The organism is Leisingera sp. SS27 (assembly GCF_028368855.1).
Taxonomy (GTDB): Bacteria; Pseudomonadota; Alphaproteobacteria; order Rhodobacterales; family Rhodobacteraceae; genus Leisingera.
The window spans coordinates 104,507-130,406 of sequence record NZ_JAQNCY010000012.1; the positions used below are offsets into that span (position 1 = coordinate 104,507).

General features: G+C 58.2%; 21 protein-coding genes. 18 read left to right on the forward strand and 3 right to left on the reverse strand.

Annotated elements, in window-relative coordinates; translation table 11 throughout:
* Positions 1-271 precede the first annotated feature (271 nt).
* On the forward strand, positions 272-1,675 hold the full coding sequence (dnaA, locus tag N6L27_RS19620; protein WP_271909091.1) for a chromosomal replication initiator protein DnaA: 1,404 nt from the start codon (positions 272-274) through the stop codon (positions 1,673-1,675).
* Between the two features lie 184 nt (positions 1,676-1,859).
* Positions 1,860-2,762 (forward strand): EamA family transporter RarD, encoded by a 903-nt coding sequence (gene rarD, locus N6L27_RS19625; RefSeq protein WP_271909093.1) that lies wholly within the window; start codon positions 1,860-1,862, stop codon positions 2,760-2,762.
* A gap of 7 nt (positions 2,763-2,769) precedes the next feature.
* Here rarD and N6L27_RS19630 read toward each other — a convergent pair whose 3' ends face one another.
* Positions 2,770-3,519 (reverse strand): phosphodiester glycosidase family protein, encoded by a 750-nt coding sequence (locus N6L27_RS19630; RefSeq protein WP_271909096.1) that lies wholly within the window; start codon positions 3,517-3,519, stop codon positions 2,770-2,772.
* The gene (rbfA, locus tag N6L27_RS19635; RefSeq protein ID WP_019295139.1) at positions 3,516-3,911 is read right to left on the reverse strand and encodes a 30S ribosome-binding factor RbfA; all 396 of its coding nucleotides are present in this window, start codon (positions 3,909-3,911) and stop codon (positions 3,516-3,518) included. The genes N6L27_RS19630 and rbfA overlap by 4 nt, the downstream gene beginning before the upstream one ends.
* A gap of 86 nt (positions 3,912-3,997) precedes the next feature.
* Between rbfA and dapB the strand changes: the two genes are divergently transcribed.
* Complete coding sequence (gene dapB / locus N6L27_RS19640) at positions 3,998-4,807, forward strand: 4-hydroxy-tetrahydrodipicolinate reductase (protein ID WP_271909098.1); 810 nt, start codon at positions 3,998-4,000, stop codon at positions 4,805-4,807.
* A gap of 104 nt (positions 4,808-4,911) precedes the next feature.
* Here the strand turns inward: dapB and N6L27_RS19645 are convergent, their stop codons facing one another.
* Entirely contained in the window at positions 4,912-5,103 is a 192-nt protein-coding gene (locus N6L27_RS19645; RefSeq protein WP_271909099.1) for a DUF1674 domain-containing protein, read from the reverse strand.
* 77 nt (positions 5,104-5,180) lie between these two features.
* Here N6L27_RS19645 and N6L27_RS19650 point away from each other — a divergent pair, with 77 nt between their 5' ends.
* The 15 genes from N6L27_RS19650 (at position 5,181) to N6L27_RS19720 (ending at position 25,497) form a co-directional block, all read left to right on the forward strand.
* A complete protein-coding gene (locus N6L27_RS19650) occupies positions 5,181-6,443 on the forward strand; it encodes an RsmB/NOP family class I SAM-dependent RNA methyltransferase (protein WP_271909101.1) in 1,263 nt (420 codons plus the stop codon).
* Between the two features lie 99 nt (positions 6,444-6,542).
* Entirely contained in the window at positions 6,543-8,285 is a 1,743-nt protein-coding gene (locus tag N6L27_RS19655; RefSeq protein WP_271909102.1) for a heparinase II/III family protein, read from the forward strand.
* A gap of 24 nt (positions 8,286-8,309) precedes the next feature.
* Complete coding sequence (gene purH / locus N6L27_RS19660) at positions 8,310-9,899, forward strand: bifunctional phosphoribosylaminoimidazolecarboxamide formyltransferase/IMP cyclohydrolase (RefSeq protein WP_271909103.1); 1,590 nt, start codon at positions 8,310-8,312, stop codon at positions 9,897-9,899.
* A gap of 16 nt (positions 9,900-9,915) precedes the next feature.
* Positions 9,916-10,398, forward strand: coding sequence for a signal peptidase II (gene lspA, locus N6L27_RS19665; protein ID WP_271909105.1), 483 nt, complete (start codon positions 9,916-9,918; stop codon positions 10,396-10,398).
* 55 nt (positions 10,399-10,453) lie between these two features.
* Entirely contained in the window at positions 10,454-10,975 is a 522-nt protein-coding gene (locus tag N6L27_RS19670; RefSeq protein ID WP_271909107.1) for a DUF3035 domain-containing protein, read from the forward strand.
* Positions 10,976-11,150: 175 nt separating this feature from the next.
* Positions 11,151-12,494 carry a M16 family metallopeptidase gene (locus tag N6L27_RS19675; RefSeq protein ID WP_271909109.1) on the forward strand — a complete coding sequence of 448 codons (1,344 nt, stop codon included), beginning with the start codon at positions 11,151-11,153 and terminating at the stop codon, positions 12,492-12,494.
* A complete protein-coding gene (locus N6L27_RS19680) occupies positions 12,491-13,810 on the forward strand; it encodes a M16 family metallopeptidase (RefSeq protein ID WP_271909111.1) in 1,320 nt (439 codons plus the stop codon). Before N6L27_RS19675 ends, N6L27_RS19680 begins: the two co-directional genes overlap by 4 nt.
* 245 nt (positions 13,811-14,055) lie before the next feature.
* Positions 14,056-16,200 carry a polyribonucleotide nucleotidyltransferase gene (gene pnp, locus N6L27_RS19685; protein ID WP_271909113.1) on the forward strand — a complete coding sequence of 715 codons (2,145 nt, stop codon included), beginning with the start codon at positions 14,056-14,058 and terminating at the stop codon, positions 16,198-16,200.
* 79 nt (positions 16,201-16,279) lie between these two features.
* Positions 16,280-17,158, forward strand: coding sequence for a glycosyltransferase family 2 protein (locus N6L27_RS19690; RefSeq protein ID WP_271909114.1), 879 nt, complete (start codon positions 16,280-16,282; stop codon positions 17,156-17,158).
* Positions 17,159-17,375: 217 nt separating this feature from the next.
* Positions 17,376-18,368, forward strand: coding sequence for a rhamnan synthesis F family protein (locus N6L27_RS19695; RefSeq protein WP_271909115.1), 993 nt, complete (start codon positions 17,376-17,378; stop codon positions 18,366-18,368).
* Positions 18,369-18,636: 268 nt separating this feature from the next.
* The gene (locus tag N6L27_RS19700) at positions 18,637-19,758 is read left to right on the forward strand and encodes a hypothetical protein (RefSeq protein WP_271909116.1); all 1,122 of its coding nucleotides are present in this window, start codon (positions 18,637-18,639) and stop codon (positions 19,756-19,758) included.
* Between the two features lie 203 nt (positions 19,759-19,961).
* Positions 19,962-21,770: an ABC transporter ATP-binding protein gene (locus N6L27_RS19705; RefSeq protein ID WP_334312511.1), complete on the forward strand. Its 1,809-nt coding sequence runs from the start codon at positions 19,962-19,964 to the stop codon at positions 21,768-21,770.
* A 275-nt stretch (positions 21,771-22,045) separates the two neighbouring features.
* Positions 22,046-23,275 carry a hypothetical protein gene (locus N6L27_RS19710; RefSeq protein ID WP_271909118.1) on the forward strand — a complete coding sequence of 410 codons (1,230 nt, stop codon included), beginning with the start codon at positions 22,046-22,048 and terminating at the stop codon, positions 23,273-23,275.
* 24 nt (positions 23,276-23,299) lie between these two features.
* Complete coding sequence (locus N6L27_RS19715) at positions 23,300-24,412, forward strand: DegT/DnrJ/EryC1/StrS family aminotransferase (protein WP_334312512.1); 1,113 nt, start codon at positions 23,300-23,302, stop codon at positions 24,410-24,412.
* 23 nt (positions 24,413-24,435) lie between these two features.
* A complete protein-coding gene (locus N6L27_RS19720; RefSeq protein ID WP_271909120.1) occupies positions 24,436-25,497 on the forward strand; it encodes a Gfo/Idh/MocA family protein in 1,062 nt (353 codons plus the stop codon).
* Positions 25,498-25,900 lie beyond the last annotated feature (403 nt).

Sequence of the window (25,900 nt, forward strand, 5' to 3'; positions counted from 1 at the left end):
GATGCGCTATTCTGGCCGTGATCCACTGCTGTATCGGTTATGGTCAGCAGCCTTGTCTCAATTGTGTGCGATACTGTTCGTAACGGCGAATCTGCCGCTCACTGCGGCCGTCTTTGCTGTTTCCAAGCGAACGTCTTGCCTTCGGGCGATGCGGCCACTGCTGGTCCGCACGCGGTAACCCTGTGCGTGAATGCCCCCCGGGTGGTTGGGGGAAGAATAGAATTGGCCCGGCAAAGGGGCCGCTGCTTTTTGGGGATGCGTGAGGCGCAGCATGACAGAAGAAAAATGGGGACAGCTCAGAAACCGGCTGTTGAAGACGGTCGGCCAGAACAATTTCACGACCTGGATTGAGCCGCTTGAATTTGACGCCGTGGACGGTGGGGTTGCCGTCTTCAAAGTGCCGACCAATTTCATGGGAAATTACGTCAGCCAGAACTTTGCAGATCTGATTCTGCATGAACTGACGATGTCCGGCGAACAGGTGCAACGCCTTGCCTTCCGCGTGGCGGCGAACAGCCCGGCCCGCCCGGCAGAACCCGCCGCTGCAGCTGAGGCCTATGCTAGCACTGACGGCGATGTGGCCGTGATGACTGCACCCGCGGCCTCTTCCGCTGGCAAGGACACTTTGGAGGCGCTTCAGGCCGCGCCGCTCGACCCGCGCTTTACCTTCGACAGCTTTGTTGTCGGCAAGCCGAACGAGCTGGCCCACGCTGCCGCACGCCGTGTTGGCGAAGGCGGTCCGGTCACCTTCAACCCGCTGGTGCTGTATGGCGGTGTCGGTCTGGGTAAAACCCACCTGATGCACGCCATCGCCTGGGAGTTGAAGGAAAAGAACCCGCATCTGAATGTGCTCTATCTGTCCGCGGAACAGTTCATGTACCGTTTTGTGCAGGCTCTGCGCGAACGCAAGATGATGGATTTCAAACACCTGTTCCGCTCGGTCGACGTGCTGATGGTGGATGATGTTCAGTTCATCGCGGGCAAGGATTCGACCCAGGAAGAGTTTTTCCACACCTTCAATGCGCTGGTGGATCAGAACAAGCAGATCATCATCTCTGCGGACCGCGCGCCGGGTGAGATCAAAGATCTGGAGGAGCGGGTGAAATCGCGTCTGCAGTGCGGCCTGGTGGTGGATTTGCACCCGACCGATTACGAACTGCGTCTGGGCATTCTGCAGACCAAGGTGCAGCAGCAGCGCGAGACATATCCGGATCTGCGTATCGCCGACGGTGTGCTGGAGTTCCTGGCGCATCGGATCTCGACCAACGTTCGCGTTCTCGAAGGCGCCTTGACCCGCCTGTTTGCCTTTGCCTCGCTGGTGGGCCGCGAGATCGACATGGATCTGACCCAGGACTGCCTGGCGGATGTTCTGCGCGCCTCGGAGCGCAAGATCACGGTCGAGGAAATCCAGCGCAAGGTGTCCGAGTACTACAACATCCGCATGTCCGATATCATCGGCCCCAAGCGCCTGCGCTCCTATGCGCGTCCGCGCCAGGTGGCGATGTACCTCTGCAAACAGCTGACCAGCCGTTCTCTGCCCGAAATCGGCCGCCGCTTCGGCGGGCGTGACCACACCACCGTGATGCATGGCGTGAAGCGCATCGAGGAACTGAAGCTGACAGACGGCCAGATCGCCGAGGATGTTGAAATGCTGCGCCGGTCGCTGGAAGCCTGACGCGCAAATAGCTGAAGCTGCAAACCCCAAATTGCACTGCGGCCCCGGTTTCCGGGGCCGTTTTTTGTTGGCTTCATGGCCGCCCGAAAAACCCATAACAGTGGTGAATGCCCGGTATCACAGAAAACGAAGTTTCAAGGCCCGCAAAACCGGTCATAACGGCGCCCTGGATGAGGAGCGCGGCATGACAGATCAGACGTCTGAGAACATGGACACCCCCCGCGGGCTGGCCTTTGCTGTCGCTGCTTACCTCATGTGGGGATTCCTACCGCTTTATATGAAGGCGCTGTCGCACATTCCTGCGGCTGAAGTTGTTACGCACAGAGTGATCTGGTCGGTGCCAGTGGCCGGCGCACTGCTGATCGTGTTGCGCCGTACCAAAGATCTACAGGCGGCACTGAAGAATCCCCGCATGCTCGGCATGGCTTGCATCACCGCGGCGCTGATTTCGGTCAACTGGGGCATCTACGTCTGGTCTATCGCGGCCGGACGGGCGCTGGATGCGGCGCTTGGCTACTACATCAACCCGCTATTCAGCATTGCGCTTGGCGCCATGCTGCTGCGCGAACCGCTGGGAAAGGCGCAGATGGCGGCTGTTGCGCTCGCTGCCGCTGCAGTGCTGGTGCTGACGCTGGAGGCGGGGCGGGTGCCCTGGGTGGCAGTTGGGCTTACCCTTTCCTGGGGGTTTTATGCCTTCTTCAAGAAATCTCTGCCGATCGGACCCAATCAGGGATTTCTGCTTGAAGTGCTGATCCTTCTGGTGCCGGCTCTAGGTTATTTCGCTTATCTGACAGGTGTCGGCAGCAGCAGCTTTGGTGCCTCTGTGACGGATACCTGGCTGCTCTTGGGCTGCGGCGTGGTGACCGCCGTTCCGCTGATCGTCTATGCCAACGGTGCCAAGCTGGTGCGGCTCTCGACCATGGGAATCCTGCAATACATTGCCCCGACGATGATCATGCTTGCGGCGGTGTTGTTGTTCGGCGAAGAGTTCGGCCGCGCCCGGATGATTGCCTTCCCGATGATTTGGGCCGCGCTGGTGATCTACTCAGTGCCGATGATCCGGCAGATGCGCAAGCGTCCCGGCTGAAGGAGATTCAGCCGTCTGGCTGGGCGCCTTCAACCACGCCCACAATCGGCCCCATCATGAAGCCGGCATCGCTGCGGCCTAGCTGCGGCGCGTGCAGCCGCGAGATGTTTCCGTCGAAGTACAAGGCGCTGGGCAGTTTCAGATAGTCGCGGAACAGGCTGCCGAACTGGTGAAACGTCACCGCGTTGCGCGAGATTGCAAAGACCGCGCGCGTGCCATCTGCCGAGGTGCCGACACCGTTGCGGATGTAGTAACTATCCGAGTCGGGCAGGAACCGCGGATGCAGCTCGCCGTCGATAACCAGCATTGGGCCGGATTGGGTTGCATAAGTGCAGGAAGGCGCTTTCTGCTCGAAAGCCAGGGTTTCAAACACATCCGCCCGGCCGTCACTGATGCACAGCACGCCGTTCGGTAGCAGGCCGAAATTACCGGGACCGGCGTTGGTCACCAGCCGCATCTCCTGACCGCTTTCATCGACATAGAGGCCGACGGGGGAGCGGTCGCTGTGGTACATGCCTGCGTTGGTTGCAAAGGCCAAGGTCTTGCCGTCCCCCGCCAGCGCTTCCTCCAGTGTGGAGAAATGCCCGAAGACCTGCCCTTCGCTATCCTTCAGGAACAGCTGCAGCTGTTCCTGTGCGGTGTCGACTTCGCAGATCGAATAGCGGTTGCCCTCATAGGCCGCATCGCTGCACTCGACCGCGCCGGCCGCGGGTGCGGTCCACAGCGCTGTCAGCAGCAAGGCGGCCTTGCGGATCACTCTTCCACGTCGCGGCGCACCGCGTCCTGGCTCAGCATGCGGCGGGTTTCGTCCATCTGGTCGAAAGTTTCATCCAGCCGAAACCGCAGGTCCGGGGTGAACTTAAGGCCCAGCTTCTTGCCTACCATTCGCCGCAGCTCGCTCTTGTTGCGGGCCAGCAGCTTCAGCACATCCTCCTGCCCCTTGCCGCCCAGGGGCAGCACAAAGGCGGTTGCGATTTTCAGATCGGGGGAGGTGCGCACCTCCCCCACGGTGATTGACATGCGGTTCAGGTCCGGGTCATGCACATCGCCGCGCGCCAGCACTTCGGAGAGCGAGCGGCGGATTAGTTCGCCGACGCGAAGCTGGCGCTGGGAGGGGCCGGGGCCATCGTGAAATTTGTTCTTTGCCATAGTTCCGATCTATGCCGGATCGCAGGCTTTGCCAAGCGCTGCCCGGCGATGTAGGACAAAACCAGCTTGAACAAGGAAATGGGCCAATGACTCACAAACCAGGGATCGTGATTACCGGCGCATCGGGCCGTATGGGGCAGATGCTGATCAAAACGGTGCTGGAGAGCGATAAGGCCACACTGGCCGGAGCCGTTGAGCGTGAGGGCCACGACTGGGTCGGCCGCGACGTGGGCGAAGCCATGGGCGGCGCACCGGTTGGCGTCACCGTGACGTCGGATGCGCTGGAAGCATTTTCCAAGGCACAGGCGGTGATCGACTTCACAGCGCCGGAAGCAACGCTGGCCTTTTCCAAACTAGCAGCGCAGGCCCGCGCGATTCATGTGATCGGCACCACCGGCATGACTGATGAGCAAATTGCCCAGCTGGAACCGGCCTCGCGCCACGCGGTGATCATTCGCGCAGGCAATATGAGCCTGGGCGTGAACCTGCTGGTGCAGCTGACCAAAAAGGTTGCTGCCGCGCTGGATGAGGATTTCGACATTGAAGTGATCGAGGCGCATCACCACCACAAGGTGGATGCGCCATCAGGCACTGCGCTGATGCTGGGAGAGGCCGCTGCCGAAGGCCGTGGTGTCAAGCTGGCGGATGTGCGTGATTCCGGCCGTGATGGCATCACCGGCGCCCGCAAGCGCGGCGACATCGGCTTCACTGCCATCCGCGGCGGCGACATCGTGGGCGAACATGACGTGCTATTTGCGGCTGCCGGCGAGCGGATCGTGCTGCGCCACCTGGCCACTGACCGCGCGATCTTTGCCCGCGGCGCGCTGAAGGCCGCGCTTTGGGGCCAAGACAAGGGCCCGGGCCAGTACGACATGGTGGATGTGCTGGGTCTTTGATGAGCCGACACAGGCATTGAGTATTCGCACAAAAGAGAAGCCGGGGCTTCTTCTTTGGAGAAATACTCCGGGGGGGGGGCGCGCGGGCTGGCTGCCGCGAGCCGTCAGAAATCGACGGCGATGCCCTTTTTCTCCCAGTCACCGTAACGCGCGGGATCGGGGCCGTCGCGGCCGCCCAGCTCCTTAGGGCGCGTTTCCTGCGCCTCAGCGGCCTTGCGGCGCTCTTCTGCCTCCGCAAGGGCGCGCAGGGCAGCAGGCGGCAGGTCTTTTTTCTCGGGCGCGGTCTCTTCGCTCATCGCGGGTTCCTTTATGCTCTGCGCATGATATACGCCCCTGTCCCGCGCATACAAGCCGCGCCCCAAGGAGTTGCCCCATGTCTGATGCCAATCACGCCCGCCGCACTGCGGTCTACCTGCTGGATCAGGTGCTGGGAGAGGGGCGGCTCTTGGCGGAGTGCTATGCAGCCGGGGCGTTGGAGAAGCTGGCGCCGGAAGACCGCGCACGGGCGCAGCGGCTGGCCGCAGAAACTCTGCGCAGCCTGGAGCGCGCCGACCGGGTTCTGAAAAAGCACCTGAAGAAATCACCGCCGCTGATGGTCATGAACGCCCTCCGGCTGGGCACGGTGGAGCTGTGTTCGGGCGGTGCGGCGCATGGGGTCGTGAATTCGATGGTGGCGATAGTCTCTAAACACCGCCGCCATGGACAGCTCAAAGGGCTGGTCAATGCAGTTTTGCGCAAGGTGGCGGACGAAGGTCCGGCGGAATGGGCCAAATTGCGTACCCCGCGCCTGCCGAACTGGATCCGCAAGCCTCTGGTGCAGGCCTGGGGTGCTGAGGCAATGCTGAGCATGGAGGCTGCGCATTTTGCCGGTGCACCGCTGGATATCACTGGCAAGCCCGGGGCGGATCTGTCCGCACTGGGCGGTGAGGTGCTGCCAACCGGGTCTGTCAGGATCGCCAATGCGGGACAGGTTTCCGCTCTGCCCGGCTACACGGCGGGCGATTGGTGGGTTCAGGACGCCGCCGCCGCGCTGCCCGCCCGCATTCTGAACGTCCAGCCGGGTGAACAGGTGCTGGAACTGTGCGCGGCACCAGGCGGCAAGACCATGCAGATGGCCGCTGCCGGAGCCAGGGTGACAGCTGTAGATGTTTCAGAAGGCCGGATTGTTCGCCTCAGGGAAAACCTGGAGCGCACCGGGCTGCAGGCCGAAGTTACCGTTGGGGACGCACTGGAGCAGACCGGCCAGTATGACGCGCTTTTGCTGGATGCGCCCTGTTCCGCCACCGGCACCATCCGCCGCCACCCGGACTTGCCGCAGGCCAAGGACGGCAGCGAATTCGGCGAGCTGATTGAACTGCAGGCGCGGATGCTGTCCCATGCCTGGTCGCTGGTGAAGCCCGGCGGGCGGCTCATGTTCTGCACTTGCTCGCTGCTGCCGGATGAGGGCGAATGCCAGGTGGAGGAGGCGCTGGACATGTTTCCGGATATGGCCGCCGACCGCGATGCACTGACAGTGCCCGGCGTCGAGGCAGAATGGATCACTGAGGAAGGCGGCCTGCGCCTGCGCCCGGACTACTGGCCGGAGCGTGGCGGCATGGACGGTTTTTATATGGCCCTTCTGCGCAAAACCGCATGACCCCGGGGCCTCTCCGGCATTCGCCGGTGACTTGGTCTGAACCCCGCGCTATGCTCCCGCCAAAACGCCCTGGCACAATCCGGCGTGAGGCAACAGAGCATGTCCACTTATGACAAAATGGCAGGCCGCGGTACCCGGCTGCTGAACCGGTATTACGCTTGGCGGGCGCGCAGCCAGCCTGCGGCGACCGGTTTTGTCTCGCAGCCCGAACCGCGCACCATTGGCAGCTTTGCCCGGGGGCGGCAGCTGGTGGCGGGCAATCTGCTGTTTGCCGGCTATCTTGTCGAATCGCCGGATACAGGGCTGTGGGAAGTCGCTGCGCCCGACGCGGCCTTTGACGCGGAGCGGCACGGCTTTGGCTGGCTCGACGATCTGGCGGCCGTTGGGGATTTCAAGGCGCGGCTCAAGGCGCAGAAATGGGTCTGGGGCTGGATTGAACAGCATGGCCGCGGCAGCGGGCTGGCCTGGCTCCCGGATCTGACCGGGCGCCGGGTGATCCGCTGGATCAACCACGCGCTGTTCCTGCTGAGCGGCAAGGAAAAAGATGAAACAGAGGCATTTTATGGCTCTCTGGCGCGGCAGGCCTGGTATCTGGCGCAACGCTGGCAGGGAGCGGCGCCCGGCCTGCCGCGGTTCGAGGCGCTGTGCGGACTGATCTATGCGGGGCTTTCTCTGCAAGGGCGCGAAGAGCTGGCGGACCCGGCGGTCAGGGCGCTGGCAGCGGAATGCGACTCCCAGATTGATGAGCAGGGCGGTCTGCCGACCCGCAACCCGGAAGAGCTGCTGGAGGTGTTCACCCTTCTGACCTGGGCGGCCGCAGCCCTGCATGAGGCTGGCCGGATGGTCCCGCCCGCCCATATCGCCGCCATTGAGCGGATCGCACCGACCCTGCGCACCCTGCGTCACAGCGATGGCGGGCTTGCGCGTTTTCACGGCGGCGGCCGCGGACTGGAGGGGCGGCTGGACCATGCACTGGCTGCCAGCCATGTGGCAGAGCGCCACGCGGATGGTTTGGCGATGGGCTTTGCCCGGCTTTCGGCGCGGCGCACTTCGGTTATTGTGGATGCTTCGGCACCGCCCAGGGGCAAGGCGTCCTACAATGGTCATGCATCAACATTGGCGTTTGAACTTACGTCAGGGCGGCGCCCGCTGATCGTCAATTGCGGATCGGGTGAGTCCTTTGGTGTGGAGTGGCGCCGCGCCGGACGGGCGACGCCGTCACACAGTACGCTGTGTATCGAAGGCCACTCCAGCGCCCGCCTGTCGGTGCCGCACAAGGCCACCGGCCATGAGGAGCTGATAGAGGCGCCTGACGATGTTCCGCTGGACATCACTGATCTGTCTGATGTTTTTCGCTTTCAGGGCGGTCACAACGGCTATGTTGCGCATTTCGGCCTCATCCATGCCCGTACCCTCGATTTGTCATTTGATGGCCGCGCTCTGACAGGGGAAGACATGCTTCTGGCGTTGGAAGATCCCGCGAAAACCCGGTTTGACAAGGCCAGCAGCAGCAATCCGGATGGCGGTGTCAGCTTTGATATCCGCCTGCATTTGCACCCTGAGGTCGATGCAGCCCTTGACTTGGGCGGCGCAGCAGTATCCATGGCGCTCAAGAGCGGGGAAATCTGGGTATTCCGCCATGACGGCGCCTGCCATCTGCGGCTGGAGCCAAGCGTATTCCTGGAAAAGACCCGCTTGAAGCCGCGTGCGGCAAAGCAGATCGTTTTATCCGGGCGGGCGATGGGATATGCCACCCGCGTCCGGTGGACGCTCAGCAAAGCGCAGGAGACTGCCATTGCCGTGCGAGACCTGAACCGGGACGAACCCGAGACGTTTGACTGAGCCTTAAAAAGGACCTGCCCTGCCATGACCGACCTTCACCCCGTACGCCGTGCGCTGCTTTCCGTATCCGACAAGACCGGCCTGATTGAGCTGGGCCAGGCACTGGCCGCACGCGGTGTCGAGCTGCTCTCGACCGGCGGTTCCGCCAAGGCGCTGCGCGATGCCGGGCTGACTGTCAAAGACGTCTCTGACGTGACAGGTTTTCCGGAAATGATGGACGGCCGGGTCAAGACCCTGCACCCGATGGTGCATGGCGGCCTGCTGGCGCTGCGCGACAACGACACTCATGTTGCCGCGATGAATGAGCATGGCATCGGTGCCATCGACTTGCTGGTGGTGAACCTCTACCCGTTTGAGGCGACCGTGGCTAAAGGCGCGGACTATGATACCTGCATCGAGAACATCGACATCGGCGGCCCGGCGATGATCCGCGCGGCGGCCAAGAACCACGCCTTTGTCAACGTGGTTGTGGATGTTGAGGATTACGAAAAGCTGCTGGGCGACATGGACCAGCACGACGGTGCGACCTGCCCGCGCTTCCGCCGCAAGCTGGCGCAAAAGGCCTATGCCCGCACGGCAGCATATGATGCGGCTGTGTCCAACTGGCTGGCGGGCGAACTGGAACTGCAGGCGCCCAAGCGCCGCGCCTTTGCCGGCGAGCTTAAGCAGACCCTGCGCTATGGCGAAAATAGCCATCAGGAAGCTGCCTTCTATACTGATGGCTCGAACCGCCCGGGCGTTGCCACCGCAGTGCAGCTGCAGGGCAAGGAACTGAGCTACAACAATATCAACGATACGGATGCGGCGTATGAGCTGGTGGCGGAGTTCGACCCGTCCGAAAGCCCGGCCGTTGCGATCATCAAACACGCCAACCCGTGCGGTGTGGCCAAGGGGGCGACCCTGGTTGAAGCCTATCAGAAGGCGTTCGACTGCGACCGCACTTCGGCTTTCGGCGGCATCGTGGCGCTGAACCAGCCGCTGGATGCGGAAACCGCCGCCAAGATCACCGAGATCTTCACCGAGGTGGTGATCGCACCGGGCGCGTCTGACGAAGCCCAGGAAATCTTTGCCGCCAAGAAGAACCTGCGCCTGCTGCTGACCGATGGCCTGCCCGACCCGCGCAAGCCCATCGTGGCCTACAAGCAGGTGGCCGGCGGTATGCTGGTGCAGGACAAGGACGTTGGCCACGTTGGCATGGAAGATCTGAAGGTGGTGACCGAAAAGGCGCCGTCTGACGCCCAGATGCAGGACCTGCTGTTTGCCTGGAAGGTCGCCAAGCACGTGAAATCCAACGCCATCGTTTATGTGAAGGACAACGCAACCGTCGGCGTTGGCGCGGGCCAGATGAGCCGCCTGGACAGCGCCAATGTGGCGGCCGCCAAGGCTGGCCGCATGGCTGCCGAACTCGGCCTGGACGAAAGCCTCGCCAAAGGTTGCGCTGTGGCGTCTGACGCCTTCTTCCCCTTCGCGGACGGTCTGCTGGAAGCGGCCGCCGCGGGCGGTGCCTGCGTAATCCAGCCGGGTGGCTCTATGCGCGATGACGAGGTGATCAAGGCGGCCAACGAAAAAGGCCTTGCTATGGTCTTCACCGGCATGCGCCACTTCCGCCACTAAGCAGGGCGATTAAGTCATGGCAGCACGTTGGATGATCTGGGGCGCGGCGCTTTCCTTCCTGGCGGACCAGGCCAGCAAGTACCTGGTGGTCCACTGGATGGGGCTTGATCAGCGCCACCGGATCGACGTGCTGCCGCCGTTTCTCAACTTTCGATACGGCGAGAACACCGGCATCAACTTTGGCCTGTTTGGTGGCGGCGACGAAGCTGCGCGCTGGATCCTGATCGGGCTTTCGGTGGTGATCTGCATTGCACTGGCCGTCTGGATTCACCGGGCGCAGAAAGCGTCATGGGGAATGCAGCTGTCAGCCGGGCTTGTGATCGGCGGCGCGCTGGGCAATGTCGCGGACCGGCTTTTGTACGGCTACGTTCTCGATTTCCTTAACACATCCTGCTGCGGAATTCAGAACCCGTTTGTGTTCAATGTGGCGGATATTTTCATTTTTGGCGGCGCCGCCGGGCTGATCTTCTTTGACGGGCGCAGCAAAAAGCCTGCGTAGACCTCGCCAGGCAATTGCGTTAAAAGCGCTGGGAAACAGGCAGGAGTTTGGGGCAATGCGGATCCCGTTCGGAGTGATCGTTCTGGCAGGCGCGCTGGCAGTGTCCGGCTGTGCGCAAAAGGGGCTGCGCGTCCTGCAAAAACCAGGGTCCGGCCCGGATGAGTTTTTGATCCTGCCGTCCAAGCCTCTGAGCACACCGGACAGTTATGCGGCCCTGCCTGCACCGACCCCCGGCGGCAGCAACCTGACCGACCCCAATCCGAGCGCTGACGCTGTCGCTGCTCTGGGCGGGAAGCCAGGAGCGCTTGTTCCTGCTGTCGGCGTGCCGTCAGGCGATGCAGCGCTGGTCACCGCTTCCAGCCGGTATGGGGTTGAGCAGGGAGTGCGGGAGACGCTGGCCTCGGAAGATGCTAAATTCCGCCACCGCAACCGCCACCTGGGCCGGATCAAGATCGTGCCGGTGGACCGTTACGAGCAACTGTACCGCAAGCAAAGCATTGACCCGTTTGCCGTGAGCGACCAGTTCCGCAAGGCGGGGGCGTCAACACCATCTTCTCCGCCTGAAGAAGAGTCCTGAACGCTCACTTTTCCGCCAGCCAATCTTGCATGATGCCAGCGGCAGCGTAGGTTGACAGCAGTCTTTCTGCTGGCAATGGGCGGCGAATTGTGGCTGCATTGATCAAAATGAACAAACGAGCAGTAACCGCATCATGCCAGGCAAGGGCAAAGGTGCAGAAATTGGAGGATGCCAGATGATCCAGAGGATCACATTGGCCGCCGCGGCGCTGAGCGCTGCCTTGTCCGCTCCGGTGCGGGCTGAGGATGAGGCCGTGACCGCGTTTACCTTGGGCAATGGCATGGACGTGGTGGTGATCGAGGATCACCGCGCGCCGGTGGTTCAGCAAATGGTCTGGTACCGGGCAGGATCCGCGGATGAGCCGCCGGGCCAGTCCGGCGTGGCTCATTTTTTGGAGCACCTCCTGTTCAAGGGCACAGATAAGCTGGCACCGGGTGAGCTGTCGGCCACCGTGCGCGCCAATGGCGGTCAGGACAATGCCTTCACGAGCTACGATTACACTGCCTACTTCCAGCGTGTAGCCGCCGACCGGCTGGAACTGATGATGCAGATGGAAAGCGACCGGATGACCAACCTCCGCCTCAGCGAGGCAGACATTGCCACCGAGCGTGAGGTTATTCTGGAAGAGCGCAACCAGCGCACCGACAACGATCCAGTTGCACTGTTCCGCGAACAGCTGCGTGCAGTGCAGTACCTGAACCACCGTTACGGCCAGCCGGTGATCGGATGGCGGCATGAGATGGAAAGCCTCGATATGGAGGACGCACTGTCGTTCTATCGCACCTATTATGCCCCCAATAACGCCATCCTGGTGGTGTCCGGCGATGTGCAGCCCGATGAAGTGAAGGCACTGGCGGAAGAATACTACGGCGTGATCCCGGCCAACCCTGATCTGCCGGAACGTTTCCGGAGCCAGGAACCGCCTCAGACAGCCGCCCGCCGGGTAGCATTCGAAGATCCGCGCGTGGCACAGCCTTATGTTCAGCGCTCCTATCTGGCGCCGGAGCGGGATAGCGGAGATCAGCAGAAGGCTGCGGCGCTTTACCTGCTGGCTCAGCTTCTGGGCGGCGGCAATACCTCTTTCCTTGCGAATGCTCTGCAATTTGATCAGCAGGTCGCGGTCTACACTGGTGCCTTCTATTCCGGCAGCACGCTTGACGACACCTCGTTCACACTGCTGATCGTGCCTGCCGAAGGCTTTGGCATGGAACAGGCCGAGGTGGCACTGAACACTACCATCGCCCGTTTCCTGGAAGAGGGCGTGGACGAGGCCCAACTGGAGCGGATAAAGCTGCAATTGCGCGCCGCCGAAATCTATGATCGCGACAACGTGAATGGCATCGCCAACCGTTATGGCCAGGCGCTCAGCATCGGGTTGACGGTAAAGGATGTGCAGGATTGGCCGAAGATCCTGCAATCAGTCACCGCGGATGAGATCATTGCCGCTGCGAATGAAGTTCTGCGCCCTGAAACATCGGTGACAGGCTGGATGACGCGCAGCCAGGAGGTGACCCAATGAGCTTGCTGAAATACATGGCTGCGGCTTTGGTGGCTTGCTTTATGGCGCTGCCTGCCTGGGCAGAAATCAAGATCCAGGAAGTGGTCTCGCCCGGCGGCATCACTGCTTGGCTGGTAGAGGATCACTCAATACCGTTTTCTGCGCTTGAGTTGCGTTTCCGCGGCGGCACCTCTCTGGACGCGCCAGGTAAGCGTGGCGGGGTATATCTAATGACAGGCTTGCTGGAGGAAGGCTCGGGCGATCTGCGCGCACAGGACTACGCGCGGGAGCTGGAATCCCTTGCCGCTGACTTCAGCTATGATGCAGACAAGGATTCGGTCTCGATCTCTGCCCGCTTCCTGACTGAGAACCGCGATTCTGCCATTGCGCTGCTGCGCCAGACCTTGTTTGAGCCGCGGTTTGATCAGGATGCGTTGGACCGGGTGCGGGCCCAGGTGCTGGCCGGGCTGCGCTCCGACGCCAAGAATCCAAATAATATTGCCGGTTTGGCCTTTGCCAAAATGGCCTACGGTGATCACCCCTACGGCAGTGATGGGAAGGGCACGCTGGACTCGGTTGCCGGGCTCAGCCGCCAGGACATTTTCGGTGCTTATGAGGCGGTTTTCGCCCGTGACCGACTGTACGTCAGCGCGGTGGGCGACATCACGGCAGATGAGCTGGGCGGTTTGCTGGACGGTCTTCTGGGGGCGCTGCCGGAAAAGGGCGCGCCAATTCCAGGCCCGGCCGACGTGACGATTGAGGGCGGCGTGACTGTTGTCGAGTTCGAAACACCGCAATCAGTTGCGCTGTTTGGCCAAAAGGGCATCGAACGCGAACACCCGGATTTCTTCACTGCTTACGTGATGAACCAGATTTTGGGCGGGGGCTCTTTTGAAACCCGGCTGATGACTGAAGTGCGCGAGAAGCGCGGGCTGACCTACGGGGTTTATTCCTACCTGGTCCCGCGGGATCTCGCTGCGGTCTACATGGGTTCGGTGGCTTCCGCCAATGGCAAGATGGCAGAGGCAGTGGAGGTTATCCGCAATGAGTGGCGCCGCATGGCCGGGGAAGGCGTGACGGAGAAGGAGCTGAAGGATGCCCAGACCTACCTGACCGGCGCCTATCCGCTGCGGTTTGACGGCAACAGCCGCATCGCCTCGATCTTGGCGGGAATGCAGATGGATGGTTTGCCGATCAGCTATGTGGAAACACGCAATGACCGCATCAACGCTGTCACCCTGGAAGATGTGAAGCGCTTTGCGGCGGAGTTTCTGGATCCTGACGGCCTGCACTTCACCATCGCGGGCCGCCCTGAAGGTTTGGGAACCACCAACTGATCCGGGGCAGGCGCCCGCTGCTCGGCGCCTGCGGCCGGTGGTTAGCACGCGGCCGCCCACGGCGGCAGCGTGATGCCGCTTTCCCTTTCATTTTGCCTGAAACTCCTGTAAGGGCGGGCCTGTCTGAGACGATGTGCCAGGGCCCCGGCACGCGAAAGAAAGATAGATGGGGCCGGCGGCAATGGGGCCGCCACGCAAACGGGAGACCCGGAGGGCCGGGAGTGCTCCCAATTAGGATACGCTAGATGTTTAACGTTTCGAAAAAATCGATGCAGTGGGGCGAAGAGACGCTCACACTGGAAACCGGCAAGGTTGCCCGCCAGGCGGATGGCTCCGTGATTGCCACTCTGGGCGAAACCTCGGTCATGGCCAACGTGACCTTTGCCCGTCAGCAGAAGCCCGGCCAGGACTTCTTCCCGCTGACCGTGCACTACCAGGAAAAATACTATGCCGCGGGCAAGGTGCCCGGCGGCTTCTTCAAGCGCGAAGCGCGCCCGACCGAAAAAGAAACTCTGACCGCGCGTCTGATCGACCGTCCGATCCGCCCGCTGTTCGTCCCCGGCTTCAAAAACGAAGTTCTGGTGATGTGCACCGTGCTGAGCCACGATCTGGTCAATGATCCGGACATGGTTGCAATGATCGCGGCTTCGGCTGCACTGACCTTGTCCGGCGCACCGTTCATGGGTCCGATCGCAGGCTGCCGCGTTGGTTTCGAGGATGGCGAATACGTCCTGAACCCGACCGTCGACGACATGCAGGACCTGCGCCTGAACCCGGAACAGCGCCTGGATCTGGTTGTTGCCGGCACCAAAGACGCCGTGATGATGGTGGAATCGGAAGCTTACGAACTGTCCGAAGCAGAAATGCTGGGTGCAGTGAAGTTTGCCCACGAGCAGATTCAGCCGGTGATCGACTTGATCATCTCGCTTGCCGAAGAAGCCGCAAACGAGCCGTTCGACTTCACTCCGCCGGATTACTCCGAGCTGTATGAAGCCGTGAAGGCTGCCGGTGAAACTGAGATGCGCGCCGCATTTGCGATCAGCGACAAGCAGGAGCGCACCGCCGCTGTTGCCGCAGCCCGTGAGACCATCAAGGGTGCTCTGACCGAAGAGCAGCTGGAAGATGCCAACTTGGGTTCCGCGCTGAAAAAGCTGGAAGCCGGCATCCTGCGCGGCGACGTTGTCAAAACCGGCAAGCGGATCGACGGCCGCAAGACCGACGAGATCCGGGACATCGTGTCCGAAACCGGCCTTCTGCCGCGGACCCACGGTTCTGCTCTGTTCACCCGCGGTGAAACCCAGGGTCTCGTTGTGACCACTCTGGGCACCGGCGACGACGAGCAGTTCATTGATGCGCTGCACGGCAACTTCAAATCCAACTTCCTGCTGCACTACAACTTCCCGCCGTACTCGGTTGGTGAAGTGGGCCGTGTCGGTTCCCCGGGCCGTCGCGAAATCGGCCACGGCAAGCTGGCTTGGCGTGCGCTGCAGGCGGTTCTGCCCGCGGCAACCGACTTCCCCTACACCATCCGCGTTGTCTCCGAGATCACCGAATCGAACGGTTCGTCCTCGATGGCATCGGTCTGCGGCGGCTCGCTGTCGATGATGGACGCAGGCGTGCCGCTGAAAGCTCCGGTTGCCGGCGTTGCGATGGGCCTGATCCTGGAAGACGACGGTTCCTATGCGATCCTGTCCGACATTCTGGGTGACGAAGACCACCTGGGCGACATGGACTTCAAGGTGGCAGGTACCGAAAACGGCATCACCTCGCTGCAGATGGACATCAAGGTTGCCGGCATCACGCCCGAGATCATGGAGAAAGCCCTGGCGCAAGCCAAAGACGGCCGTATCCACATTCTGGGTGAAATGGCGAAAGCTCTGACCGAAGCGTCCGAGTTCTCGGTCCACGCTCCGCGCATCGAGACCATGCAGATCCCGACCGACAAGATCCGCGAAGTGATCGGTTCCGGCGGCAAGGTGATCCGCGAGATCGTCGAAGTGTCGGGTGCCAAGGTCGACATCAACGACGATGGCGTGATCAAGATCGCCAGCCCGAACGGCGAGGCCATCAAGAAGGCCTACGACATGATCTATTCGATCGTGGCAGAACCGGAAGAAGGCCAGATCTACACCGGCAAGGTCGTGAAGATCGTCGACTTCGGTGCCTTCGTGAACTTCTTTGGCAAGCGCGACGGCCTGGTGCACGTGTCCCAGATCGAAAACCGCCGCCTGAACCATCCGTCAGACGTTCTGAAGGAAGGCCAGGAAGTGAAGGTTAAGCTGCTGGGCTTTGACGACCGCGGCAAGGTTCGCCTGTCGATGAAGATTGTCGATCAGGAAACCGGCGAGGAAATCCAGCCGGAGAAGAAAGAAAAGGCAGAGCAGGACTAATCCCTCTCTGACCGAACACAAACAGCCCGGGGCGCGCATGAGCCGTGCCCCGGGCTACTCAATTTAAGCCGGGACGCTCATGGACCAGCCTTTGAATTCCCGAATTTCCATTATCACGGTCACCTATAATTCCTCGGTGATTGTTGAGGGTTTGCTGCGCTCCATTCCGTCCGGGGTTCCCGTCATTCTCGTCGACAATGCGTCACGCGACGCGGATGTTACCCGGACCCTGGCCGCAGACCATGGGGCCCGCTTTTTTGCCAACTCCGAAAACCTGGGTTTCGGGCGTGCCTGCAATCAGGGTGCGGCGCAGGCCGAGACGGAGTTCCTGTTTTTTGTGAACCCGGATGCCGAGCTTTTCCCGGATACGTTGGAGCACCTGCTGGCTGCCGCGGATGCCCATCCTGACGCTTCTGCCTTTAACACCCGAATCGTCAAAGGCAATGGGTCACTGTTCTTCAAACGCCGCAGCAAGCTGATCCCGAAATCGCTCTGGCTCGGCCGTGATGCCGCCAATCAGGATGGCGAGGTTCCGGTCCTGTCCGGCGGCGCTCTGCTTGTCCGCACGGCCGCTTTTGACAAAGTTGGGGGCTTTGATCCCAAGATTTTTCTTTTCCACGAGGATGATGATCTCAGTCTGCGACTGAAGGAGCACTGTGGACCGCTTCGTTATGCCTTTGATGCAAAGGTCCGGCACCTATTGGGGCATTCCACCGAGCGCACTGCAAATACCGCTGCGCTTAAGGCTTGGTACATGGGGCAGTCGCGTGTTTACGCTGCTCGTAAGCACGGCCAGTCTTTTGGTTACTTGCGGGCATTGGGAGAGGCCATCCTCCAGCTCATATCGCCGCTAAACCTGCTGTCTGCACGCAAGCGATTAAAAAACTGGTACTATTTCCAGGCCATTCTCAGCAGCAGAGGGCAGCTAAGTGCGGACCGCCTGCCTCCATGGCAATAGTCTCGCTCTTTGTCTAATCTGCACACCAAGCGAATAAGGTTAACCTATGAAATTGCCACCGTTCTGGAAAGTTACTCGAGAGCTAAAGCGCCCTTTCCAGCAATTGAGGATGCTGCCCAGCAGGGTGGGAACCTTTTTGTTTGGCCAACACTACTATGACAGAGTTCTGGCTCGCCAAACCCGTTGCCGCAATGGGAACCTTCAGTCGGGACCGAAGGTGGCGATCTACCTGATCTTTCCACAAAGCGGATTGCTTGCCTCTCACCTTACTGCGCTAGGTTATCTGAGGTCCAAGGGATACACGACTATCGTCGTTTCCAACATCCCATTGATTGAGGGTGAATTCGACAGACTTAAGGACCTTTGCTGGCAGTTCATTGAAAGACCAAACTTTGGCTATGACTTTGGTGGCTACCGCGATGGTGTCATGAAAGCGCTGGAGACGCCGGGACATATAGAGAGGTTGGTGCTGTTGAATGATTCTGCGTGGTTTCCATTGCCAGGATCCATTGATTGGCTGGAGCAAGCGGAACAAAGGCAACTCGACTTTGTCGGTGCGGCCAGCAACTTTGGCCATCCCAGAGTGGATGCCAAGGACTTCAAAAGTATCCAGTGGAATTATTCTACAAGCCACAAGAATTTCCACTACTGTTCATATGCGCTGATGTTTTCTGAGCGCATTGTAAGTGATTGCCGGTTTTATAAATTCTGGAAGCGGTTCCCTCTTACGAATAACAAGAAAGTCACAGTGCGGCGGGGAGAAATCGGCCTTAGCCAATGGGTGATCTCGCACGGATTCACCCATGGGTCGACGCTGGAGTTAGGTAATCTCGACAGAGAAATTGCCGGCTTGAGCGAACAGGAAGTTAGAAAAGCGGCCGAGCAAACAGTTATCCCGGAACGACCCCGGTTGCTGGAGTTGAAGGAGCAATTGCTGACAAGCGGCGCTTCTTCCGAAGACTTTAGGGATTTCATCCTGACGGCGGTTTCTTCCCAGGGTGTCAGTTATGCGCTGCCCGCACTGATGCATGAGCGGGAGGGTTTTGCATTTCTGAAGAAGTCACCTTGCTGGCTAAACGACCGGGCCTACGAGCTTACAGTCGATTTCGCCAAGGGGCTGGATGGCGAACTTGGGCCAGTTATAGTAAGAGAAGCAGCAGAATTGCGTCGACAGCGCCAGTTGGATCCTGTTCTGCAGGCGACCGGTTAAAACAATGACCCAGTCATCAATGGTCAGACTGTTAAAGCTCTTCGGCGTCACCTCAACATTTGCCCCCCTTTTGACAGGTCGAGGCCCGCGAAAGGCTGTGCCCTCCAGGCCTGGTAAAAACTCGAAAGGAATTCCCCGGGTGACCTTAACCCTTTGGCATTGTCATGAACCTCGATGACGACCTTTGTGTTGAGAGATGCTAACTTTCTTTTGATTCTTCGGACATAGAGGTTCTTTGAAATCTCCAAAAAAACATGAGATAGACTTGATGCGTGTACTTCTTCTGGATGCTGCTTTTGCGGCAGAACCGATTCACCGCCACTTGATCAGCCAAGGCCATGAAGTCTGGACAATCAGTAACCGGCCCCATGATTCTCTAGCGCTATCGTATCCAGATCAGTGGATCAGAGGGGACTACAGCGATGTCTCCCTCGTCCAGGATGAAGTTAATCGTCTGGGTATTCAGGCGGTGGTGCCGGGCTGTACTGATGTGTCGATGGAAACTTTCACCCAACTGCGACAGAGCGATTTTTATAGTTATCCATCGTCCGCTGACCAGATGCTGGGGAATAAAAGCCTATTTCGGGGGCTTTGTTCAGAGCTTGAGTTGCCCGCGCCGCAAGCCGTTGAATCGGACGCACTGCCTGAGGCCGGGTTACTGATCTGCAAGCCATGCGATAGTTTCAGCGGGCGCGGGGTGACGGTCTTCGATGCCGCTGACGGGGAAGCACGTGATCAGGCGATTGCCAGAGCCAAGGCAAACAGCCCCTCGGGAGAGGTGGTTTGCGAAACCTTTGTGCAAGGCCAGCTATATAGCTTTACGGCATTCATTGAGCATGAGCAGGTCGTGAACGCCTTTGTGGTTCGAGAAGGGTCGCACTACGACCCCTTTGCCGTTGATACCTCGTATGTGGTGCATGATTTTTCTCCAGCATTGTATGCAAGCTGCAAAGCTGCGGTTGAGGCAGTGGCAGGGAAGCTGCAGCTATGTGACGGCCTCATACACACGCAATTCATTTCTGACGGAAACGAAATCGCGCTGATTGAGATGTCGCGCAGATGCCCGGGTGACCTTTATCCACTTCTTATTGAACACAGTACGGGTTTTCCCTTCGCTGCTTATTATGTTTCATACTTTCTGGGGCAAGCTGGCCCTGCCTGGTCTTCTGAGATCCGCCCAGTGCTGCGGCATACCATCAAGCACCCCGGAGGGCGGCCCTTCCCGGGCTTTGGGCCTCTGCCCTGTGCGGGCCTCTTTGAACTGGTGCCCACAGTCAGAACAGGAGAGCAGCTTCCCGATTCACCTTCCACGCGGGTGGCCGTTTCATTCTATGATCTCGCAGATGAACGTGCACTCCAAAGGACTTATACTCAACTGGCTCAATCGTAGCGGTTGCGTGGTTGAGACATGAGGCAGGGTTCGAAGACCGGTTGCATGCTTAGATCGCCATATCGAGTTGCAATGAACCCGGTTCCTAGGCTATTCGCCTAAGAACTAAACTTGGTTGTTGCGTAAATGCACCCCTAGAACCTTGCAGCACTTCACTGAGAGGCGGCTGGCAGAGCGGATCCCAGGTCTGATCGCCAGTTGAAATGACTGGTATGAAATCGTTTTTTCGGACTCTGTTGCGAACGAGGGCATCGGCCGGCAAAGAGAAAAGTTTACTATCGCGCCTGGTCGGTGACAGCCTGATTACTCAACGGAAGTACTACGGCATTTCGATTGCGGCTATGATAGTTGTATCGGTGACAGCGGCGCTCACGGCCTATCTGATGGAGGGCATTGTCGATTCGCTGACGGCGACCGACAACCGTGCGCAGGTCTTCCTTGTTGCCTTTGCTGTTGTCGTAGTATTCGCGGTGAAGGGGCTAGCGACGTATGTTCAACTGGTTTTCATGGCACGTGCCGGCAACCGGATTATCGCTGATCAGCAGAAAAAGACGTTTGAGAAGCTTCTTGATCACGGAGTTTCCTACTTCACGCTGACCGAGTCATCGGATCTGCTGACACGATTGACACATGGAGCGCAGCAAGCGCGGCGGGTGGTCGATCTGCTAGTAACCTCGGTGGTTCGTGATACGCTGACTTTGATAGGGCTTCTGGCTGTGATGTTCTATCAACAACCAGTGCTATCCTTGATCTGTCTTTTCATTGGCCCGATGGCCATTCTGGGCGTGCGCTCGCTGTTGAAGCGCGTGAGAGAATTGATGCAGCAGGAAATGATGTCCCTGGCTGAGATTATCAAGGTAGTGCAGGAAACCGCGCAGGGCATTCAAGTCATCAAGGTGTTCTCGCTTGAGGAGCGCATGGCGCAGCGCATGAGTGGCGCAGTGCGCCAGGTCGAAAATCGCGCAAATTCGATTATCCGCCTTGAGGCCATCACCAGTCCGCTGATGGAAACTCTGGCTGGTTTCGCAATCGCTGCTGTGGTGGCTCTGAGCGCTTTGAACCTGTTCGGTGCGACCCCGCCCACTGCCGGGCAGCTGATGTCCTTCGTCACTGCGCTGCTAATGGCTTATGAACCGGCTAAGAGATTGTCGCGTATGCGAATTTCTTTGGAAGCAGGGTTGATCGGCGTTAAAATGATGTACGATCTGCTCGATTATCAGGAAGATCTGGTTGAGCAGCCGGATGCGTTGGATCTGCCTGAAGGGCCTGGCAGGGTTGTTTTTGAAGACGTGCAGTTCGGATATGATAACGGAGCCCCAGTGCTCAGAGGACTCAACTTGGAGTTTGAGCCAGGCAAAGTGACAGCCCTTGTCGGTCCCTCGGGAGGAGGGAAGTCGACGATCCTGAATTTGGCTATGCGGCTTTATGATCCAAGCGCCGGGGCAGTACGTATTGATGGACAGGACTTGGCTAGCGCAAAGTTCCAGTCTATTCGTCAGCGGATTTCTTTCGTCGGGCAGAACACCTTCCTTTTCGCCGATAGCGTGATGGAGAATATCCGCCTCAGCCGTCCCGGTGCCAGCGATGAAGATGTGATAGAGGCAGCCAAGGCAGCCAACGCGCATGATTTCATCGAAAAGCTGCCGCAGGGATATCACACTCCTGTAGGGGAGAACGGCAGTTTCCTGTCTGGGGGGCAGAAGCAGCGGCTTTCAATCGCTCGGGCAATGCTGCGTAAGGGAGGCATCCTGCTTCTCGATGAAGCCACCAGCGCGCTGGATGCATCCTCAGAAGCCCGTGTGAAAGAAGCTTTGGCGCGCGCGACCAAGGGCACAACCACAATTATGATTGCCCACCGTTTGTCAACGGTGCTGGAGGCTGATCGGATTTACGTGGTAGTTGATGGTCAGATTGCCGAAGCCGGTACTGTCCAGGAGCTGCTCAATCAGGGCGGAGAATTCAAAAAGCTGTTTGACACCCAATATGAGGGGTTTGTCACAGCCAGTGGATAGAGCATTGTTCCACGCAATCGGAAATCTTGTGTCAAGAGAGTGATTTGAACGCTTGTCGTAGCTGTGAAGTTTCAGGATGTGAAACCCAACACAAAGATGCAGGCTGGGTCGACTTTTGAGAATCCTAACCGAGAGGCTGGCCGAGGGCAGTGATCGGCCGGGTTTTGCCTCGATTTTATTCCGCCTTGACCCAACGCATAGGTGAATGCATACACGCGGTGATCATCGTGCCAGCCGCTGGCAGAGAACCCGTATGTTATCGTAGAGGCCCCGGAATGTACTTTAAAGTTGTACGGTTGTACGCCAATTTTGTTGCTGCAATGTGCGGACGCTCCAAGCAGCAACGCCGAGAAATTAGGGCGGGTATCTATGAATCTACTTTCGGAAAGCTGTTGACGCAATTTGGGGTGCATGCAAATGCTCCTTCGGTTTCATTGCAGAACGAATACTTCCCCAAGAATGTCATTAAATCCAAGCGCCTCATGGTAATTGTCGTCCCTGAAGGCAATTTTATGAGTGGCGGCATTTTCTCCATGTTTTCTATCGCCAATCAAATGCGCCGCCTGAAGGGGGATCACGGATATGAAGTGATCATGATGACGCGGCCTATGAAAAATGGCTCAACTTACTTCAGGAACTCTCATTTCCGGAATTCAGAGAATGTATTCCGCTTTGAACAGTTGGTTCACTGCGATTCTGTTCAGGATGTTTACATTCATCTTCCTGAGTATCTGGCAGAGACCTTTTATGACGATTTGAGTGATAATGAACGCAGTTGGCTCTCAAATCGGGAAACAGTGCGGATCAACCTTCTGAACCAGAATATTCAGCTCATGCCAGAGGCTGAAGATTTTCAGAGCCTGTACAATTTGACTCCCAATGTAACGCAGTCAGTAGCACATCACTCTTATTTTGGTCAGGAGTTTTCTGACAAATATGGGTTGCCGACCCTGTTGCTACCAGCATACACGGATCTTTCCGAGTTCCCAGGATCTGATTTCTGCATGAAGGAAAAGCTGATCATTTATTCGCCTGACGAGGAGGCCTCCCATCGCCAGGAATGTTTGGACCTCCTCCGAAAGGAGCTGCCCGATTTTAAGCTGGTTGAGATCCGGGATATACCCTTTGAAGAGTATATGGATCTAGCGACACGCTGCATGTTTTCGATCTCCTTCGGCGAAGGATTTGATGGTTACGTCGCTCAACCAATTTATCAGGGCGGGTTGGGCATGACCGTGTTTAACAAGGAGTTTTTCCCGGATGAGGACTATGCAAAATTCCCTGTGTTTTTTGAGTCCGAAAAAGAAATGCTCCAGGAACTTGTCCCCACGATCCGCCGTCTCATGAAGGACCCGGCGGAGTTCCGTCAGGTGAACCGTGAACTGTTGTCTCGTTATGAGGAACTTTACAGTTTTGAAGAGTATGTTCAGCAAATTCGAAAGCTTGCATTGAAGGAGTTTGAAGTCTTTCCAGGAGCTCCTGTTCAACTCAAAAAATCCGCCTGAAAACTCAGCCTACGGAATCTTTCGATGAGACCCTTGTACGTCACTCAACCCTTGCTGCCTGAAAGAAGAGATTTCGACAGGATGCTGGACGAAATTTGGGACAGCAAGATGCTGACCAACAACGGTCCTATGCATCAAAAACTCGAGGCGGAGATGGAAGCCTATCTGCAGGCGCCGACTGCGATGCTGTTTAACAATGGAACCATCGCGCTTCTCACTGCGCTGAAAATGCTGGACCTCGAGCCCGGATCAGAAGTGATCACAACACCTCTTACTTTCGCGGCGACCGCGCATGCAATTGTTTGGAACGGGCTGAAACCTGTGTTCGCAGATGTGTCTCCTGACACTTTGACACTTGACCCGGCTTCGGTGGCGCATGCGATTACCTCCAAGACATCGGCGATTATTGGCGTGCATGTATACGGGACGATCTGCGATGTGGAAGGTTTACAACAGGTGGCAGATGAGCACGGCCTCCCCATCATCTACGATGCTGCGCATGCCTTCGGCGCAACCGTAGACGGTACCCCTGTTGCCAGTTTTGGCCGTGCTTCGGTATTTTCGTTCCATGCGACAAAGTTGTTCAACACTTTTGAAGGCGGGCTGATTGCCACACCTAACGCTGAAGATCGTGAGAGAATTTATTTCCTGCGCAATTTTGGAATCTTGAACGAGGAAGAGGTTGTTGAGGTCGGCATTAACGGCAAGGTCAACGAACTGCAGGCTGCAGTTGGTCTGCTTAATCTTCCGTTGGTTGAAAATGAGCGTATCCAGAGACGCCGTTTGCGTGAGATGTATTGCGAGGCTCTCGGAGACCTGCCAGGAGTGCGCCTGCCTGTAGTGCAGGATCGTGTAGAAAATTCAGAGCAATATTTCCCGGTCGTTATCAATCCGCATAGATTTGGCAGAACGCGTGATGATATCTATAACGCTTTGAATGAAAAGCAGATTTTTGCGAGAAAGTACTTTCACCCGATTTGCACTGACTTCGAGCCTTACCGGCACATGCCAATCATCTCTCACCGAAACCGCCCATTCGCCGAGGAGGTCAAGAGCCAAGTCCTTTGTCTGCCTTTCCACAGTGGCGTGGAAGACACTGATTTTGCGGACATTAACGCCGTATTTCACGCTAAGTAGAACAAACCCGCTTTGAGGTAGAAATGACACGTATTCTGGTTTCTGGTCCAGGCCTTATCGGCAAGAAGCATATAGCGCTTGTGAAAGACAATGAACGTTCTGAGCTCGCGGCCATTGTCGCTCCCGACAGAGATGGAAATCAGGACCTAGCCCGGGACGAAGATGCTCCCTTCTTTAGTTCGATTGAGACAGCTCTAAGGGAAGTTAAGCCTGACGCGGCTATTATCAGCAGCCCAAACGCTTTTCATGCGGATCAGGTTGCCCACTGTCTCGCTTTCGGAATACCCGTTCTTGTTGAGAAGCCTCTTGCTGATACCCTGGAGCAGAGCCGCCGCATTGTTGAGGATTCAGAAAAGTGTGGTATCCCGGTTCTGGTTGGGCACCACCGGACGTATTCGCCGCTTCTTAATACGGCGGAAACGTTTCTGAATTCCGAAAAATTCGGTAGCTTGGTTGCTTTTCAGGGGGCTGCATTATTCTACAAGCCTGCAGAATATTTCAAGGAAGGTTTGTGGCGGACACGTCTGGGTGGTGGGCCGATCTTGATAAATCTGATCCACGAGATTGGGCTGATGCGCCATTTCTGTGGCGAGATTGAAACTGTCTTTGCCTTTGCGTCCAATCATCAGCGGGGGTTTGAAGTGGAAGATTCCGTGGCTTTGACCTTCAGATTTAGGGGAGGTGTAGTTGGAACGTTCTTGCTTTCAGACAGCGCTGCAAGTTCAAAAAGCTGGGAAATGACAAGCGGGGAAAACCCCGCTTATCCGACATTTTCCGACGAGACGTGCTATCATTTTGCTGGGAGCCATGGGTCGCTCGACTTCCCAAGCATGAGGGTACGCTATTACGACAAGGAAAGGTCCTGGTGGGAAGCATTTGAGGAAAACCGCTTGGATTTGACAAGGTTTGACCCGTTGGAGCGGCAGCTTGAACATTTCCTGGATGTGGTGGAGACTGGCGCATCGCCTATTGTGTCCGCCAAAGACGGATATCGTAACATGCTCGTTATTGAAGCGATTTCCAACTCGGTCACTCAAGGTAGGCCCATAGAGTTGACTGAAATTGAAAAGCCTTGGCGGTATTGACAGAGGGAATACTTTTCGGGAGCGGGGCATAATTCAAGCTGGGCGTCCTTTGTGTCTCAGTTTGCCCTCTTGAGGGCACGCAGGCGTTATCCCCCCCCTTTCGTTTGGTGAGCTGGCCTGAAGCTGTGGAGCCCTCACATAGCTCGCAGGATGCCGCGCAGAATGAACAGGTCCGTCAGAGTGTCGGCTTTTAATAAGCCGCGACTAGCATCTCGCACATGCGAAGAATGACGGCTTTCCGCCCAATCACGTCCGGGGCCCAGAGTAGCACCGCGCCCTGGACTGACCTGCCTCCCGCGAAATCCCTCACCATGATGTAGAGTCTGCCCAACCTTTAAGGAGCAGACGAATGCGGAAGAGCCGTTTTACCGCGGCGCAGATCATCGGGATGATCAAGGAGCAA

Excerpts from the sequence above, each read along its gene's own strand:
- dnaA (WP_271909091.1), top strand. The coding sequence starts at position 272 with ATGACAGAAGAAAAATGGGGACAGCTCAGAAACCGGCTGTTGAAGACG.
- rarD (WP_271909093.1), top strand. The coding sequence starts at position 1,860 with ATGACAGATCAGACGTCTGAGAACATGGACACCCCCCGCGGGCTGGCC.
- rbfA (WP_019295139.1), bottom strand. The coding sequence starts at position 3,911 with ATGGCAAAGAACAAATTTCACGATGGCCCCGGCCCCTCCCAGCGCCAG.
- dapB (WP_271909098.1), top strand. The coding sequence starts at position 3,998 with ATGACTCACAAACCAGGGATCGTGATTACCGGCGCATCGGGCCGTATG.
- N6L27_RS19645 (WP_271909099.1), bottom strand. The coding sequence starts at position 5,103 with ATGAGCGAAGAGACCGCGCCCGAGAAAAAAGACCTGCCGCCTGCTGCC.
- N6L27_RS19650 (WP_271909101.1), top strand. The coding sequence starts at position 5,181 with ATGTCTGATGCCAATCACGCCCGCCGCACTGCGGTCTACCTGCTGGAT.
- N6L27_RS19655 (WP_271909102.1), top strand. The coding sequence starts at position 6,543 with ATGTCCACTTATGACAAAATGGCAGGCCGCGGTACCCGGCTGCTGAAC.
- purH (WP_271909103.1), top strand. The coding sequence starts at position 8,310 with ATGACCGACCTTCACCCCGTACGCCGTGCGCTGCTTTCCGTATCCGAC.
- lspA (WP_271909105.1), top strand. The coding sequence starts at position 9,916 with ATGGCAGCACGTTGGATGATCTGGGGCGCGGCGCTTTCCTTCCTGGCG.
- N6L27_RS19670 (WP_271909107.1), top strand. The coding sequence starts at position 10,454 with ATGCGGATCCCGTTCGGAGTGATCGTTCTGGCAGGCGCGCTGGCAGTG.
- N6L27_RS19675 (WP_271909109.1), top strand. The coding sequence starts at position 11,151 with ATGATCCAGAGGATCACATTGGCCGCCGCGGCGCTGAGCGCTGCCTTG.
- N6L27_RS19680 (WP_271909111.1), top strand. The coding sequence starts at position 12,491 with ATGAGCTTGCTGAAATACATGGCTGCGGCTTTGGTGGCTTGCTTTATG.
- pnp (WP_271909113.1), top strand. The coding sequence starts at position 14,056 with ATGTTTAACGTTTCGAAAAAATCGATGCAGTGGGGCGAAGAGACGCTC.
- N6L27_RS19690 (WP_271909114.1), top strand. The coding sequence starts at position 16,280 with ATGGACCAGCCTTTGAATTCCCGAATTTCCATTATCACGGTCACCTAT.
- N6L27_RS19700 (WP_271909116.1), top strand. The coding sequence starts at position 18,637 with ATGCGTGTACTTCTTCTGGATGCTGCTTTTGCGGCAGAACCGATTCAC.
- N6L27_RS19705 (WP_334312511.1), top strand. The coding sequence starts at position 19,962 with ATGACTGGTATGAAATCGTTTTTTCGGACTCTGTTGCGAACGAGGGCA.
- N6L27_RS19710 (WP_271909118.1), top strand. The coding sequence starts at position 22,046 with ATGTACTTTAAAGTTGTACGGTTGTACGCCAATTTTGTTGCTGCAATG.
- N6L27_RS19715 (WP_334312512.1), top strand. The coding sequence starts at position 23,300 with ATGAGACCCTTGTACGTCACTCAACCCTTGCTGCCTGAAAGAAGAGAT.
- N6L27_RS19720 (WP_271909120.1), top strand. The coding sequence starts at position 24,436 with ATGACACGTATTCTGGTTTCTGGTCCAGGCCTTATCGGCAAGAAGCAT.